The following is a 17,731-nucleotide window of genomic DNA, read 5'->3' on the forward strand; positions in this document are numbered from 1 at the left end:
AAGATTAGGAAAATTGACTCATTTTAAAAAAAAAACGACAAAACACTCTAAAAAAATGAATTGGCGACGATGAAACAAGTGTGAGACTCCAAGGATTGTGTAACATTACTGAAAACTTTGTAATTTAAAATTATTACTAATTTTTAGAAAAAAATCTACAAATTCATTTTCAGATGATGTATACTATCGTTGTTAGACATTTTAGAAAATAATGTCACAATGTAGCAATTTTTGGAAAAGTCTTTTGATGACATACGATATGTCCTCTCAAAAGCATACTTTTATGATTACCTAGAGTAGGAGAATGCAATCTTTTATTCTAGTTCATAACTACATAAGATAACAGGGAGGAATACTAGAATGGCATTTAATAAATCAAACAAAAAGATCGTTACTACAGCATTAACTGCTGCAATGGTAGCGTCTGCTGTAGCTCCAGTAGCTGCTGCAAAAATCACACCTGCACAAGACGCGACAAATAAGGTGAACGCGTACTTAAAAGTAACATTAAAAACATCTGCTGATATGAAAAAAGCTGATTTACTTAAAAAAGCTGCTTTAGATGCAGTTAAAAAATTAACTAGCAAAGCAGATGCAAAAGTAAAAACATCATTAACTGGTAAAATCAACGCTAAATCTGCTTCATTAAGCAAAGACTTAGCTAAAATCGTTGCAGCTGAAAAAGTTGCTGCTGCAAAAGTTGCTGCTGACAAAGCTGTTAAAGCTTACACTGCATCTTCAGTAAAAGTAGAAGCTGATTTTGCTAAAACTGAATCATTAAGAACTGCTGCTGTAAAAGCAATCGCAGTATTATCTGATAAAAAATTAAAAGATTCATATACAGCTGCTGTAAACAGTAAATATGCATCACTTAAAAAAGTGTATGATAAATTAGTAAGCGATCGTAAAGCTGCTGAAGCAGAACAAGCTGCTGAAAATGCACGTATCGAAGAAGCTACTAAAGCTCTTAAAACAGCTACAGATGCATTCAATAATGCTACAACAGTAATTACTAAAGAAGTAGTAGATGCTGCATACAAAACTGTTAGCGATAAAATTGCTGTAATTAAAACAGTTAGCAAGAAAACTGAATTACAAGGTCAAGCAGATGCATTAAAAGCTGCTGCTTACAAAAAAATCGATGATGCTGCTACTGAAAAAGCTTTAGAAGAAGCTGCTACAAAATCAGTTACTGATTATGAAGCTGTAGTAATTAAAGAATTAACTGACAAAGGTCAAGCAGATACATTAAAAGCTGCTGCTGATGCTGCTGTAGCAAAAGTTGGAAATGCTGATGTGAAAAAAGCATTAACTGACCGCATTGCTGCTCAAGATGCTAAAGTTGCAGACGCTCTTAAAGAATTACAAGCACAAGCTGATGCTACAACAGCAGTAAAAGCTTATGAAGATGTAAAAATTACGGCTTTAACTGATAAAGACAATGCTGATAAATTAAAAGCTGATGCACAAGCTGCTGTTGATAAAGTAACAAATGCTGATGTGAAAAAAGCATTAACTGATCGTATTACTGCTCAAGATAAAGTAGTAGCAGATGCATTACAAGCTTTAGCTGCTCCAGTAGTTACTGGTGTAAGTGCGACTAACCTTAAAGAGGTTGTTGTAACATTTAACAAAGATATTGATTCAGCAAACGCTGGTACTTATACATTCCCAGCTGCTTCAGGTTTAGTTGTAGCTGTTTCTAAAGTTGACGGTAATACAGTTACTCTAAAAGTAACAGCAGGTACTGTTACACAACAATTAAGTGCAGACTTAACAATTGATGCTGTAAAAACAGCAGATGGTGCTTCTGTAGCTAAAACTGTAAAAACAGTTAAATTTGGAGACGTTACAGCTCCAGTAGTAAGCTCAGTAACTGTTACTGGTCCAACAAAAGTAACTGTTAAATTCTCAGAGCCATTAGCAACAAAACCTACTTTCTCTTTTGACAATGGTCAAGTTGCGATTGTAAGTGATAACTTTACTGCAGGTGCTAAATCTGTAGAACTTACTTTAGGTACTACTCCTTCTGAAGGTTCACATACAGTTACAGTAAGTGGTGGAACTGATTATGCTGGATTTACAGTAGATAAAGTAGATAATACAGTTGCATATGCTAAAGATACTACTGCACCTACATTTACAGTAACATCTGCAAATGATTCTCAAGTTGTATTATCATTTGATAAAGCAATCACAAATGTTGGAGATGCAAACGTTGAGTTCTATCAAACTAATGTTGGTACTGCAGCTTATAAAGCTACACAATCTTTATCTGCTGATGGTAAAACATTAACTTTAACATTTGCTAACCCATTAGCAGCTGGAAATGTAAATCTATATTTACATTATGTAAGTAACACTGGTGCTAAACTTCAAGATGCATGGGGTAACAAATTAGCAGAAACAGCATTTACTGCAAATGTTGTAGTTGATACAACAGCTCCTACAATTACTAAAGTAGAGCCAAACTCAAATACAGCTATTCAAGTAACTTATAGTAAAGCAGTTTCAGCAAGTGCAACAAATTCTGCAAACTATACAGTTAAAGATGCTGATGGTAACGTTGTTCCATTTACAAACGTAACAAATGTATCAGGAAATACTTATAGCATTAACTTTGCTCCTGTATTAAATGGCGGAAATTACACAGTAAGTGTTAAAAACGTTACTGATACTACTTTAAAAGCTAATAAATTAGCTGATTTCACTACTACAGTGGCTGTAGCTGATAAAGTTCCTCCACAAGTTGGTACTGTTCAAGTACTTTCAGATAAAAAAGTGAAAATCAACTTTACAGAAGCAATGGATGCAGCTTCTATTACAAATAAAAACAACTACCTATTTGGTCCTTCAGCTCTAGATAGCAATGTAACATTAACAGCTGTTGATAACAATAAAGCTGTAATCTTAGATTTCACAAATGTTGCTTCTGGTGTACAAACGAATCCTAAAGGTCAAACAATTAACGTTGGTCGTGTTGCTGATGCAGCTGGTAATTTAATTGCAGCATTCTCAACAGCTGCTGTAGTTCCTGGTACAATTTCAGCTCCATTATTCAAAAAAGCTGAAGTAACTGGAGCACACACAGTTAAATTCTACTTTGATGAAGTAATTACTTCATCACAAGCAACTGATTTCTTAATTAGTACTGACAATGGTGTTACTTACAAACCAGCAGATGCAATTTCAGTATCAGTAGTAGATGGTAAAACAGTAGTTACTGCAACTACTAATGTATTAACATTACCAACTTCAGCTAACAATGTGGTTGTAGCAACTGCTGATACTGTATTAGGTGGTACTGTATCAGGTAAAAATGTTTACGGTGCTCCAATTGCAATTGCAGCTGGAACAGTAACTGCTGATAAATTTGCTCCAGTAGCAACATCTGCAACTGCATCTGACCTAGGTGGAGCTGCAAACCAAGTGGATACATTCACAGTTCAATTCTCTGAAAATTTATATGTTGCATCTGTACAAGATAGTGACTTCACAGTAGATGGATATGAAGTTACTGGTGTATCTGTTAATGGTTCTACTGTAACATTGACTGTTAAAGAAAAAACAACTAACGATTTAACTGCAACTCCTAAAGTAACATTAGTAGGAACAGTTGAAGATAATGGACGTAATGTTAGTATTACTCAAGATCCATTAACAGCTGTTGCTGCACAAGCAGGTATTGATGCTGCTAACCAAGCTGCTGCTAATGTTGTAGCTAATAAAATCACAGCTTTACCAGCAGTGACTGCTCTAGCTTATACTGACAAACCAGCAGTAGATGCAGCTCGTCTTGCTTATAATGGATTAACAGCTACTCAAAAAGCACTTGTTGCAAACTACACTACTTTAACAAATGCAGAAGCTAAAATCACTGCATTAGGAAATGTAATAGTTTCTGCTACTGCTCCAACAGTAACTAATGCAACAGGTACTTATGCAGATGAAGCAGCAGTACAAACAGCTTTAAAAAATACTATCCAAGTTACTTTAGTAAATGGTAATACAGTAACAGCTTCAGTTGTTTGGACAGCTTCAACTAATTATAATGCTGCTACAGCTAACACAGTAGTAACTTATACTGGTGCTATTACTCCAACCGCTCCAGTTACTCAACCAGGAACACCTGTAACTTCAAGTGTAACTGTAACTAAATAATTTTTGGAATTAGGGAATGGTGCCTGTCATCACCCGAAATTTGTCGAAAGACTAATAGATCTGAAGGAAGGCTCAGTGGAGAGAAAACCTCTGCTGGGTTTTTCTTTAAAAAGTCGTGGAGAAATCCTCGGCTTTTTTTATATTCAAGATAGGACAAAGTTCCGTTTTAAAAAATAATAAATGTACAAGCTGTTCGAGACGCAAAGAATATACTGAACTTAAACTCATGATATGAAGAGGTTGAGAAATATTCTTTTTTTATAACTAAATTTAACTCAATTATCAAGAAGAAATTAATACTCCCGAATCATCAAAAGACCACAATCTCTTTTAATAGAGATTGTGGTCTTTTGATTTTTTTAGAAATTGTAACTCAAATGAAGTTTTACTTTTATACTCAATTGATCGGTAGGGTAGATATTTAAAGTAAATATAGAAATTAAATTTTTATAAGAAAGGTATAAAAATAGAATAATAAGTTAACAATACTACTATTGCAATCAAAGATAGTTAGTTATAGAAAGGAGATTACTAGATTGGAAAAAATAACAAAGTATTGGGAAATTAACAATAAAGATATATCCAAATCAACTAGAACAATAGTAAACGAATATTTATTAAGTCTAAAACTAGCCAACAAAGCTGAAGCAACGATCATAAAATATCGTAGGATATTGGAACGATTTTTCAAAGAGGTGACAAAACCGTTGGAATCACTAACATCCAATGATGTACTAGAATGGTTCACCACCTTTTCATATAATTGGTGCCTGTCACCATATGAAATGTGAATAGAATGTGGAAAAAGCTGGGGTAAATCCTCAGCTTTTTCTTTTTTTAGTAATTGGTGAATAAAGTGCGGAGAAGGTCGGGGAGAAATCTTCGTCTTTTTAATTTTATGAGTATAAATAGTATAAAAGTCTGATTAAAAAGCTATTTTACATCTTTAAGATTATTAATATAAAGGCAATAACAGTACATGGAGGGCAACTATGAAAAGGTTAGCAATAATTATTTTATGTATGTTTATGGTATCAGCATGTGGTAAGAAGGAAGTATCAGTTACAAAAGAAAAAGCCAATAAAACACAATCTATTTCAAATGAAATCAAAGAAAATAAACAAATGACAAGAGATATTAATAAAGAAAAAGGCGTTATTGCAGGAAAAGCATATGTTCAAGGTGAAATGGCAATAGGAACATTAGTATTAAAAAAGGGAGTAAGTGATAAAGAAGCGAAAATACTTAGTGAAAAGTATTTTAATCAGCTTAAGAGGGAATATAAGGGCAAAAAAATAAATGTGCAAGCAGTTAGAGACGGAAAGAATATTGTAAGTTTAAACAATAATTGAAGTTGAGGATAACACCCTCTTTTTCATTTTTAATAAATTTTAATATGATTTTCTAAAAATATACACAAATCATAGAGAGACCACAATCTTATCAATAAGGTTTGGTCCCTTTTTGTTTTCAACTACTTATAGATATATGAACTACCCCCATTTGGATTGGTTTGAAGAGCAAATGAAAGATTCGGTGCCTGTCACCTTTTGAGGTTCGGTGCCTGTCACTTTTTGAAAAGTGAATAAAATGTGGAGAAAGCTGGGGATAGTATTAGGTCCTCAGCTTTTTTTAGTATGAAAGGGAGTAATAATTTTTGTGGTGATCATAAGTAATTTTTGGAATGTTTTTTTGAAGGACATGGGGTTATTTTCTTCTTTTTTAGGTGTGAATTTTGAGTTTTAAAAAGGAATTTAGAATTTTGGTATTTTGTTAGATTGATGATTTGTAGATATGATGAGGGGAGTAGAGGAAAAAAGATAAGGTGGTGTAGAGTAGGTCGATGAGTCGAAAAAAACGGGAGTGGAGAAAAGATGTATTTTATCACGTAGTTAGTAGAGGAAATAGTAGGCAGGCACTTTTTTTAAACGGTGACGATTTTTCAACTTTTTTACAAATCTTGCAAAGAGTATTTGAACAAAAGGCATTCATCGTTACAGCCTATTGTTTAATGACTAATCATTTTCATTTACTAGTTTCTTTTCAGGAGGAATCTTTGTCTAAAATAATGAGTTTGGTAAATAAAAAGTATGCATCTTTTTTTAATAAAAAGTACAAGCGAACGGGTCATGTGTTTGAAAAAAGATTTTATGCAGAGGAGGTTTAGATTCGGTGCCTGTCACCTTTTGAAAAGTGAATAAAATGTGGAGAAAGATGGGGATAGTATTAGGTCCTCAGCTTTTTTTAGTATGAAAGGGAGTAATAATTTTTGTGGTGATCATAAGTAATTTTTGGAATGTTTTTTTTAAGGACATGGGGTTATTTTCTTCTTTTATGGATATGAATTTTGAGTTTTAAGAAGGGATTTAGAATTTTGGTATTTTGTTAGATTGATGATTTGTAGATATGATGAGGGGAGTAGAGGAAAAAAGATAAGGTGGTGTAGTTAGATCGATGAGTCGAAAAAAACGGGAGTGGAGAAAAGGAGTGTTTTATCACGTAGCTAGTAGAGGAAATAGTAGACAGGCACTTTTTTTAAATGGTGAGGATTTTTCAACTTTTTTACAAATCTTGCAAAGAGTATTTGAACAAAAGGCATTTATCGTTACAGCCTATTGTTTAATGACTAATCATTATCATTTACTAATATCTTTTCAGGAAGAATCTTTGTCTAAAATAATGGGCTTGGTGAATAAAAAGTATGCATCTTATTTCAATAAAAAATACAAGCGAACGGGTCATGTGTTTGAAAAAAGATTTTATGCAGAGGAGGTAAGTGGAAGAATTGCAATGATGGAAGTTAGTCGTTATATACACTTTAATCCAGTTCGAGCTAGTATGACGGAATCGCCTCAGTTATATCGATGGAGTAGTTTTTGTACCTATTATTATAACTTGAGCTCTTTTTCTTTTTTTGATAGATTCGGTGCCTGTCACCTTTTGAAAAGTGAATAAAATGTGGAGAAAGCTGGGGATAGTATTAGGTCCTCGGCTTTTTTGTGAAGTATGAAAGGGAGTAATAATTTTTGTGGTGATCATAAGTAATTTTTGGAATGTTTTTTTAAAGGACATGGGGTTATTTTCTTCTTTTATGGATATGAATTTTGAGTTTTAAGAAGGGATTTAGAATTTTGGTATTTTGTTAGATTGATGATTTGTAGATATGATGAGGGGAGTAGAGGAAAAAAGATAAGGTGGTGTAGTTAGATCGATGAGTCGAAAAAAACGGGAGTGGAGAAAAGGAGTGTTTTATCACGTAGTTAGTAGAGGAAATAGTAGACAGGCACTTTTTTTAAATGGTGAGGATTTTTCAACTTTTTTACAAATCTTGCAAAGAGTATTTGAACAAAAGGCATTTATCGTTACAGCCTATTGTTTAATGACTAATCATTATCATTTACTAATATCTTTTCAGGAAGAATCTTTGTCTAAAATAATGGGCTTAGTGAATAAAAAGTATGCATCTTATTTCAATAAAAAATACAAGCGAACGGGTCATGTGTTTGAAAAAAGATTTTATGCAGAGGAGGTAAGTGGAAGAATTGCAATGATGGAAGTTAGTCGTTATATACACTTTAATCCAGTTCGAGCTAGTATGACGGAGTCGCCTCAGTTATATCGATGGAGTAGTTTTTGTACCTATTATTATAACTTGAGCTCTTTTTCTTTTTTTGATGTATATGTATTACTACAATATTTTGAGAATCAATCTACCTATTATTGTGTATGGTGTTTTGAAGAGGAAAAAAAGAATAGTTTAAAAGAGAGGGAATTTTAACATGTATAGCATGATTAAAAGTATTGGCTTACGAGGAATGGAGGGATATCTTGTTGAAGTAGAGGTCAAAATTCAAGAGGGTGATGAAAGTTGTATTATTGTGGGCTTACCAGAGAGAGCAGTGAAAGAATCAAAGGAGCGTGTAATGGCTGCTTTACACTCATATGGAGTAGATTTATCAGATAAGAAAATCACCATTCAGTTATCTCCGGCAGAACGAAAGAAATATTCACCAGTATTTGATGTTGCAATCGCAGTCGCTATTTTAGTTGCTTTAGGAAAGATTCCCTCTATTCCAAGGAATACTGTATTTTTAGGGATTTTATCGTTAGATGGAAGTGTTCGTACGATTGATGGGATTTTACCACTTATAACAGCAGCTGTTGAATTAGAATTTGAAACCATTATTCTCCCTACAATTTCTTATTATCCAAATCTCTCCAATCACCAACTTATAGAAGTATCCCATTTAAATGAGTTAGTAACCTATCTATTAACAGGACAAACCACACTACATGAAACAAGGGAAGTCCTTTCGAACGAAACAAAAAGATCTATCTATACAAAAGATTTTCAAGCAATTATCGGACAAAGGGAAGCGAAACGAGTGTTGGAAATTGCAGCAGCTGGTATGCACCATGTATTACTCATTGGTCCTCCAGGCTGTGGTAAAAGTATGTTGGCTGAAGCATTTCCTTCAATCTTTCCCTCGTTAGAAGAAAAACAGCAAATTGAAGTATTAAGTGTGTATCAACTTGCACAAAAAACATGCGAAGCTTTACCATTTCCACCGATGCGCTCTCCTCATCACTCATCTTCTGCAATTTCATTAATTGGTGGAGGAACGTTTCCAAAACCAGGAGAAATATCCTTGGCACATAGAGGGATCTTATTTTTAGATGAGATTGCAGAATATCCGAGAAAAACACTAGATTTATTACGCCAACCACTCGAAACTGGACAAGTATCAATTTCTAGAGTGAGTGAACAAGTCACATATCCATCAAGAGTTTTATTGATTGGCGCAATGAATCCATGTCCATGTGGATATAATCAATCAAATATACGTTATTGTACATGCACAACGAAACAAATTATTTCCTACCAAAACAGACTATCTGGTCCAATCGAAGACCGCTTCGACTTATCTTCTATTCTATTACCAACCATCATTGAAAAAGAAATACATGAGCTAAGAGAACCATCCTATAAAATACTTGAACGTGTTATTCAAGCTCGAAAAATTCAAAAACAAAGATACCAATCTGAAATACATAATGGTACAGCCACTTTAGAACAACTGCTAAAAAATAATCCGCTTCAACCAAATCAGTGGCGTGCACTTCAATCAATTTCGGAAAAAAGAGGATGGAGTAACCGAGTACAAACAAAAATTATTCGTATCGCACGAACACTTGCGGACCTTGCAAACTCAGAAAATATTAAAGACGAACATTTACAAGAAGCAATCCAACTGAGAAAAGAATGGAAACAAAGTTACCATACTCAACAATCATAAAGTAAAAGCTATGCACATGTTTTGAAGTATCCTTTATTTGTTCTAAAAAAACGATCCACAGTTTATCCACTTTTTAAAAGTGACAGGAACAAAAAAATAATGGAAAACAAGGAATAAACAGGATCCTGTCGAATTATAAGGTAAAGAATAATTTTAAGGGGGAGGGAATGAAGTGGAAGAAAGGATTGTGGAAGTAAATGGTTTTGTTGGACCGTCTTATAAAGATGGTTTTTTTGGATTTCGTTATAATCAACAGCTAGTCCCAAATTACATAGGGGACCATTATGGTTCAGTTTATCATTTGAATATGAGTATGATTGAGTCGCTAGCAACCGATTTTCCTGCATATGTTTTAGCTTTTGATCCGAAAATAGACAAAATAAGTGAATGGGGACCGCAAACGGAAGTTGGCTTGTGTAAGTTAATGATGGATGGGAAAATGCAATTGATTAGAAAAAACGAAATTGGAGAAGAAATACTCATTCGCTTTATTTGGGACGGTCCTATTTGGATACCAAAGAATAGGCCAACAAAAAGAAAATGACAGTTTCAGTATGAATGTTTGAAGAGATTTTTTATTTTTTTGAAACGACTTCACACCAACAGATATTAATCTTGCAAAAAGTTATGAACTTTAAAGTGACAGGCACAAAAAAACAGCAGGTCTGGACGCAGAACCTGCTACTTCTTTTTTCTTATTTTTTTACAATGATAGTTACTTCCTTACTTTTATTCCCTGCCTTATCAATAGCTTGTACAGTTACAACTATTCCAGGCTTTTGCTGTGGAATTGGTAAAGAATATGTCCCGTTTGATTTGACGATAGTTTTATATGTTTTTGAACCGATTTTTGCTACTATTGTTGCTCCCACTTCAGCTTTTCCTGTTAGAATTTTCCCATTACTCTTTAATGAATCGACTACAGGAGGTAATGGCGGAGTTGTGTCCATTATGACAACATCTGCTGTTGCTTCAAAGTCTTTATAATGAACCTTCATACTTGTTTTACCTGGCTTTCTAGCAATTAACATATTCCCATATAGTAATGCAATATTAGTATCATCTACTTTTAAGTCAGTCTGATCAATTGGAATTTGATCCTCAGTTCCATCAGTATACTCTGCAATGAGAATGATTGGTTGTTGTCCTTTTTCTTTTAAAGAGTAAGAAATTTGTTTAAAATGAAGACCAGATAACTCTTTTAAAGGTTCTACTACTTCAAACGGTAATGAAGTTGTTAATCCCCCGTATGTTGCACTTAACGTTGCTGTGCCAATACCTCTAGGGATGATATTTCCATTGTTTGCTAGTAAAATATTAAAATCCGATGTTTGCCATTTTATTTGCTCTGGAGGTACAATCTGGGTGGTATTATTGCTGTAATGAGCAACTAATTGAATAGGTTTTTCTTCGTTTAGGAAGAGAGAATTTCCTTCAACTTCTATAGAAATAGATGTTAATTGTTTTGAAAGATCCTTTAGATCATATAAATTAATATTTTGGTGTTCAGCAATTGCTAAATATTTAAAATTAGGATCAATTCCAAAATCAAGGATATACGTTGACTCAGACGTATAAATTAATGATTGCTTAATAAAATCAAAAATATAAAAATGATAACGATCTTCTAAAAATAAAAATTTCCCATCAGGACTAAGGTTAACTTGGTCGATATTAGAAGGGATCTTAAACGTTTCTTTTCCCAATGGAATCTGTGAAAAATTTTGTTCTACATTAAATAATGTTGGCTGGTTTCCAGCTGCGACAGTTAAAAATTTCCCATCAGGACTAAAATTTATTTGATTTATCTCTTCGTTCGAATACAATGTCTGAATGTACTCACCTGTTAAAGCGTTTCGAATAGCAATTGTATTATTAGAAAGTGCAATTGCTAAAATATTTTTAGATGGGTGATATTTTATTGAAATAATTCTATCTTGAAACGTTATTGTATTTAGCTTAATCCCACTTGGTATGTCCCAAAATGTTGCAGTTCCGGTATTATCAGCAGTTATTAGAGTTTTACTATCAGGACTAAAAGTTAATGTCCGTTTATAGGATGAATAATCGTCTAATTCTAGTATTTTTTTATTATTGAAAATATCCCATACAATGACAGGCTTATAACCGGTAGCAACAGCTAAATATTTCCCATTAGGGCTAAATTCAACCTTATCAACACTTTGATCTACTGAAAAACTAGAAATCTCTTTTAGCTTTTGAACGTCCCATATTTTGACTACATTTTCTTGTTCACCAGTCGCAATATATTTCCCATCTTTACTAATTGCTAATGTATTAATCCAACCAGTATGTCCACTTAATGTCCCATAGTTTGGAATACTTAATTTTTCTTCTGCAAAGCTAGTAACTGGTAGATTTATAATACTTAAACCAATTACCAAAAGCAGAGATAAAAATTTGATAAAAATGCTTTTCATAACAACCTCCGATAAATTGTTTAATATAGTTCTAGAAAAACCCAAATATAAACAAATCCGTGTAACGTTATGTAATCATAATTATCTGTGCTGTTAAGTAAATTTACACTTCTAAATTTTGTTTACATTAGTATCATAACATTAGTGATGGTGTAAAATGTGGTGAAAAATACCTATTTTTGGGTGCGAGTGCCGGTGCCTGCCACTTTTTGAAGTGAATACAATTAAAGTTAGAAATTCGTACATCCTCTGTATTTTAGAAGTAATAATATCCCCTAAGTAAATTTAAAAATTTAAAACTAATTGCCGATAAAATATTAGATATATACCTCTAAAGGCTATTATTTATTTTCTTTATAAATCTTTAGTCTCTTTTTTATAGAGAGGTCTTAATTATTAAGGGGGAAAACTATGAAATTCTTAAGAAAAAAGGGTCAAGCCATAGCTATGATTTTAATTATGCTTTTTGCATGTATCTTAAATCAAGCTATACCAGTTAAAGCGGATTCTGTACAAGATTTATCTTTTAATAAAGAGGTAAATGGAGCAATCACAAATGATATTGATCAACAAGTGTATAAAATTGTCCTTCCACAAGCAGGGAAAATTACAGTTAATCTTTCATCTGAACTTAATGATGTTTATTTAGATTTATACGATTCAAATGGAAATAAGGTGTGGGATTCTGTAAATATCTATACAGGCAGTAAAGTGAATCCGAAAAAATGGTTAGATAGTGAGAATTTAGAAGCAGGAACTTATTTTGTAAAATTAAGTCAATATTATGATTACACTGGAAGTTTCAAGTTACAAGTAAATTACGAATCGGCTAATAATAATGATATAGAGCCAAACAATGGAATGGAACAAGCGCAACAAATAACGTTAAACGCACAAAAGTTAGTAGGCTATATAAGTTGGAATGATAATGTTGATTATTATAAAGTTGTATTACCGACTGGTGGTAGAATTGATGTAAATGTAAGTTCAGAATTGCACGATACAAATTTAGACTTATACGATGCGAATGGAAACAAAGTATGGGATACAGTAGATTTATATACAGGAAGTACAGTTAATCCGAAAAAATGGTCAAGTAGTGAAGATTTAGAAGCAGGAACATATTATATTCGAATGAGTCAGTATTCCGATTATACTGGAAAATATGAGATTCAAGTAAACTATCAAGCCGCGAACAATAATGAACAAGAACCTAATAATGGAACTGAGCAGGCTCAACAGATAACCTTAAATACACAAAAAATAGTAGGTTATATAAGTTGGAATGATAATCTAGATTATTATAAAGTTGTATTACCAAAAGCTGGAAGAATTGATGTAAATGTAAGTTCGGAATTGCACGATGTAAATTTAGACTTATACGATGCGAATGGAAACAAAGTATGGGATACAGTAGATTTATATACAGGAAGTACAGTTAATCCAAAAAAGTGGTCAAGTAGTGAAGATTTAGAAGCAGGAACATATTATATTCGAATGAGTCAGTATTCCGATTATACTGGAAAATATGAGATTCAAGTAAACTATCAAGCCGCGAACAATAATGAACAAGAACCTAATAATGGAACTGAGCAGGCTCAACAGATAACCTTAAACACACAAAAAATAGTAGGTTATATAAGTTGGAATGATAATCTAGATTATTATAAAGTTGTATTACCAAAAGCTGGCAGAATTGATGTAAATGTAAGTTCAGAATTGAACGATGTAAATTTAGACTTATACGATGCGAACGGAAACAAAGTATGGGATACAGTAGATTTATATACAGGAAGTACAGTTAATCCGAAAAAATGGTCAAGTAGTGAAGATTTAGAAGCAGGAACATATTATATTCGAATGAGTCAGTATTCCAATTGTACTGGAAAATATGAGATTCAAGTAAACTATCAAGCCGCGAACAATAATGAGCAGGAACCTAATAATGGAACAGGGCAGGCCCAACAAATTAATCTAAATACACAATTGGTTACAGGTTATATAAATTGGAATGATAGCTTAGATTACTATAAATTTAATCTCTCAAAACCTTCTAAAATAATCATAAATGTCGCATCAGAATTAAAGGATCTAGATTTAGACTTATATGATGCCAGTGGAAATAAAGTATTGGATACGGTAGATATCTACTCAGGAACTACAGTTAATCCCCAAAGATGGTCTCGTGAAATAGATTTAAAAGCAGGGACTTACTATGTTCGATTGAGCAAATATTACAATAACACAGGTAAGTATACGCTAGATGTACAATGTCCATCTTTACTGGCACCAACATTAAGTGTAGATAAAATAACTACTAATTCTCAGGCTATTACAGGGAAAGCAAGTTCAAATAATAAAGTTCTTGCTTATGTAGGAAATCAAAAAATTGGTGAAGCTAAAGTGGATTCACAAGGAAAATTTACTATCAAAATTAAGAAACAGAAAAAAGGGACTAAAATCAAAGTGACTATGGTCAATAATCAAGGGAAAAACGTAGGAGAGAAATTAGTTGTTGTAAGTTAGTTAAAGTGCCTGACACTTTAAAAATGTGAATAATGTGTGGAAAAAGTCGGGGATAACAATTTATCCGCGGCTTTTTTGTAGTAACTATAAACACCTATTTTCGCGAAAATTAGAAATATTTAATCCTCTTATGATATAATTTATATAAATAGTAACATTCAATCATAGTAAAATAGGAGGGCTAAATGGGGAGAAATTATAGATTTAATTTTTCAATTATAATTTGTTTCATATTATTTTCAAATGTTTTTATTTTGCCTTTTAAACCAATTCATACATACGCTAGTAAACAAGTAAATTATTTGAAAATAAAAGAAAAAGATCTAATACTAGAGGCAGGTAAATCTAAAGTACTGCATGTTGAAACAAACTTAATAAAGCCACAAATATCTTGGGTTTCTTCTGATGCAAATATCGTAACTGTTGATAGCAAAGGAGTTATTACTGCTAAAAGGGCAGGTAATGCAAGTATATCAGCGAATATAAAGAATTATAATTTATCCACGAAAATCTCCGTAAGAGTAAAATCATCGGATGTAGAAATTAATAGTATTGTCCCTGATAATAATTCGATAAGTCTATATTCTGGTGAATCAACTAAAATTAACGTCACAACATTTCCTATGAACGCTACAGATAAAAGTTTAATTTGGACTAGTGCTAACAAAGATGTTTTAGAAGTCGATCAACAAGGAGTAGTTTACGCAAAGAATCCTGGAACAACTTCAGTTATTATTACATCAAAGAGTAAAAAAGTGATTAGTTCAGTAACTATAACAGTTAGCAAAAAAGAAGAAACTATTCCGGTTACAATGCTAGAACTAAGTAATAAAGAGATTACAATGGAATCGGGGAAAACCATAAAAGCAAATCTAACTATCTATCCCACTAATGCTACAGACAAAAGTATTATTTGGTCAAGTAGTGATGAGAGAGTGGCAATTGTGGATCAAGATGGAAATATAACGACTAAACAAGATGGTGTGTCAAATATAGTTGCTTCAACAAAGGATCACTTAATATCTACTTATTTGACCGTTTATGTAAGAACCAATATAGTAGCATCTGATATCGAGTTAGAAAAATCGAATTATGATATAGAATTAAATCGAAAGTTACAAATCGTTGCAAAAGTACTACCAACTAATGCTACAAACAAAAAAATAATTTGGAAAAGCTTAAATCCTTCAATTGTTACTGTAGATCAAGAAGGAACAATAACTGGTTTACAAGTTGGGCAAGCTAGTATTACTGCCTCAACTGAAGATGGAAAAATAATAAAATCAATTAATATTAATGTGAAATCAGTGCAATTAACACCACAAGAAATTTATAAACTTGTAAACTCATCGATAGTCTATGTTGAGACTTATGATGTGAATAATAGATTAACTGCAAGTGGAAGCGGATTTATTACAAGCTCTAATGGAACAGTTGTTACCAATTATCATGTTATCTATAGTCAAGAATCTCCTGTAAAATATGTCAAAGTAAAGCTTCCTAATGGAAATATATACACAGTTACTAGAGTAATTGATTACGATAAAGAAAAAGATCTTGCTGTTCTACAAATTGACGGAGTGAATAATTTACCTCCAATTAAATTAGGTAATTCAGATTTAATAGAAGTAGGGGATTCAGTAGTAGCAATCGGAAGTCCTCTTGGATTAGAGAACTCTTTATCCATTGGAATAATTAGTAGTAAACAAAGATTAGTGGATGGTAACAATTATATACAAACTACAACACCAATCTCTCATGGAAGTAGTGGAGGAGCCTTAATTAATTTAAAAGGTGAGGTAATAGGTGTTACTTCAGCTGGGTTTACAAATGGTCAAAATTTAAATTTAGCAATTCCGATTAATAATTTTAAAAAAATGTCACTTGATAAAAATACCGACATATCTACACTCAATAATATTTCAGGTAATATTGGTGGCATTTTAAAGGGAAATCAAGATCTAGTTGAAAGAGAACCTAACGATGATTTAACTAATGCACAATTAATCTCTTATTCAAATTTTAGTATTATTGGAAATATCTACAAATATTATGATTTGGATTTTTATAAATTTACAATTTCTTCAAGTCAGTCTTTTAGAATGCTAGGTGCATTTAAAGATAGTTATTTAACTCATGATCTAGTAATTGGACTTAGAGACTCTAATGGTAAAATAGTAGCTGTTTCGAAGGATTATTATTCAAGTAATGGAATTTATCAAAGTATATCAGCAAATCTAACAGCAGGTACCTACTATTTGGTGGTTTTACAGGGAGGTTCATCGTTGTATTATTCTTTATACAATCAGCCTAGAACGTATTTTATTGCGGGAATATTAGAATAACCTAAATAGTGCCTGTTATTTAAATAGTGCCTGTCACTTTAAAAATGTGAATAATGTGTGGAAAAAGTCGGGGATATCAATTTATCCGCGGCTTTTTTGTAGTAATGATAAGTAATTTTTGGAGCTTTTTTTCGAAGAGTTGGCTATATTTTTAGCATTTTTTGAGTTTGAAATTTAAGTTTTTGGAAAGTATTTTAGATTTTGGGATTTTGTTGAATTGAATGTTTAATCATATGCTTAAGACAGTACATTGTAGGTTTAAGAATGATAGATAGGTGGTGTGTTAGAAGAGGTGAGTCGAAAAAAACGGGATTGGAGAAAAGGAGTATTTTATCACGTAGTAAGTAGAGGAAATAATCGAGAAGCACTTTTTTTAAACGGTGAGGATTTTTCAACTTTTTTACAAATCTTGCAAAAGGTGTTTGAACAAAATGCATTTAAAGTTACTGCCTATTGTTTGATGACCAACCATTTTCATTTACTAATAGCACCTCAAGAGGAATCATTATCTAACATAATGGGTTTGGTGAATAAAAAATACGCAACGTATTTTAATAGAAAATACAATCGAACAGGGCACGTGTTTGAAAAAAGATTTTATGCCGAGGTGGTTCATGGAAAAATAGCAATGACTGAAGTTAGCCGTTACATTCACTTTAATCCGGTTCGAGCTAGAATGAAGGAGTCACCGCAGCTATATCGTTGGAGTAGTTTTTGTGCTTATTACTACAACTTGAGTTCTTTCCCCTTTTTTGATTCATCAGCATTACTACAGTTTTTTGAGAATCAACCAACCTATTACTGTTCATGGTGTTTTGAAGAAGAAAATAAGAATAATTTAAAAAATGCAGACCTTACGAACTCCGAAAAAATATCCACAGTATATCCACATTTATAAAGTGACAGGCACCACTCAAGGCACCACTCAAAACAGGCACCCAACAATAAATATTTCCCATTT

General features: G+C 32.6%; 11 protein-coding genes. 10 read left to right on the forward strand and 1 reads right to left on the reverse strand.

Annotated features, from left to right (window positions below; genetic code table 11):
- Nucleotides 1-360: 360 nt before the first annotated feature.
- The 7 genes from J5Y03_RS08050 (at nucleotide 361) to J5Y03_RS08080 (ending at nucleotide 10,002) form a co-directional block, all read left to right on the forward strand.
- Nucleotides 361-4,161 carry a beta strand repeat-containing protein gene (locus J5Y03_RS08050; protein WP_209404378.1) on the forward strand — a complete coding sequence of 1,267 codons (3,801 nt, stop codon included), beginning with the start codon at nucleotides 361-363 and terminating at the stop codon, nucleotides 4,159-4,161.
- A gap of 992 nt (nucleotides 4,162-5,153) precedes the next feature.
- A complete protein-coding gene (locus J5Y03_RS08055) occupies nucleotides 5,154-5,513 on the forward strand; it encodes a hypothetical protein (RefSeq protein WP_209404380.1) in 360 nt (119 codons plus the stop codon).
- A 491-nt stretch (nucleotides 5,514-6,004) separates the two neighbouring features.
- Nucleotides 6,005-6,328: a transposase gene (locus J5Y03_RS08060; RefSeq protein WP_209404382.1), complete on the forward strand. Its 324-nt coding sequence runs from the start codon at nucleotides 6,005-6,007 to the stop codon at nucleotides 6,326-6,328.
- Nucleotides 6,329-6,648: 320 nt separating this feature from the next.
- Complete coding sequence (locus J5Y03_RS08065) at nucleotides 6,649-7,116, forward strand: transposase (protein WP_209404384.1); 468 nt, start codon at nucleotides 6,649-6,651, stop codon at nucleotides 7,114-7,116.
- Between the two features lie 289 nt (nucleotides 7,117-7,405).
- Nucleotides 7,406-7,939: a transposase gene (locus J5Y03_RS08070; RefSeq protein WP_209404386.1), complete on the forward strand. Its 534-nt coding sequence runs from the start codon at nucleotides 7,406-7,408 to the stop codon at nucleotides 7,937-7,939.
- Between the two features lies 1 nt (nucleotide 7,940).
- Nucleotides 7,941-9,458: a YifB family Mg chelatase-like AAA ATPase gene (locus tag J5Y03_RS08075; protein ID WP_209404388.1), complete on the forward strand. Its 1,518-nt coding sequence runs from the start codon at nucleotides 7,941-7,943 to the stop codon at nucleotides 9,456-9,458.
- A gap of 172 nt (nucleotides 9,459-9,630) precedes the next feature.
- Nucleotides 9,631-10,002: a hypothetical protein gene (locus tag J5Y03_RS08080; RefSeq protein WP_209404390.1), complete on the forward strand. Its 372-nt coding sequence runs from the start codon at nucleotides 9,631-9,633 to the stop codon at nucleotides 10,000-10,002.
- Between the two features lie 151 nt (nucleotides 10,003-10,153).
- Here the strand turns inward: J5Y03_RS08080 and J5Y03_RS08085 are convergent, their stop codons facing one another.
- Nucleotides 10,154-11,899, reverse strand: coding sequence for an Ig-like domain-containing protein (locus J5Y03_RS08085; protein WP_209404392.1), 1,746 nt, complete (start codon nucleotides 11,897-11,899; stop codon nucleotides 10,154-10,156).
- Nucleotides 11,900-12,310: 411 nt separating this feature from the next.
- Between J5Y03_RS08085 and J5Y03_RS08090 the strand changes: the two genes are divergently transcribed.
- The 3 genes from J5Y03_RS08090 (at nucleotide 12,311) to J5Y03_RS08100 (ending at nucleotide 17,668) form a co-directional block, all read left to right on the forward strand.
- Entirely contained in the window at nucleotides 12,311-14,425 is a 2,115-nt protein-coding gene (locus tag J5Y03_RS08090; RefSeq protein WP_209404394.1) for a PPC domain-containing protein, read from the forward strand.
- Between the two features lie 185 nt (nucleotides 14,426-14,610).
- Nucleotides 14,611-16,770: an Ig-like domain-containing protein gene (locus J5Y03_RS08095; protein ID WP_209404396.1), complete on the forward strand. Its 2,160-nt coding sequence runs from the start codon at nucleotides 14,611-14,613 to the stop codon at nucleotides 16,768-16,770.
- Nucleotides 16,771-17,062: 292 nt separating this feature from the next.
- The gene (locus J5Y03_RS08100) at nucleotides 17,063-17,668 is read left to right on the forward strand and encodes a transposase (RefSeq protein WP_322099562.1); all 606 of its coding nucleotides are present in this window, start codon (nucleotides 17,063-17,065) and stop codon (nucleotides 17,666-17,668) included.
- Nucleotides 17,669-17,731: the final 63 nt, after the last annotated feature.

It is taken from the genome of Gottfriedia endophytica, assembly GCF_017814275.1.
In the GTDB taxonomy this organism is placed as follows: Bacteria; Bacillota; Bacilli; order Bacillales; family Bacillaceae_G; genus Gottfriedia; species Gottfriedia endophytica.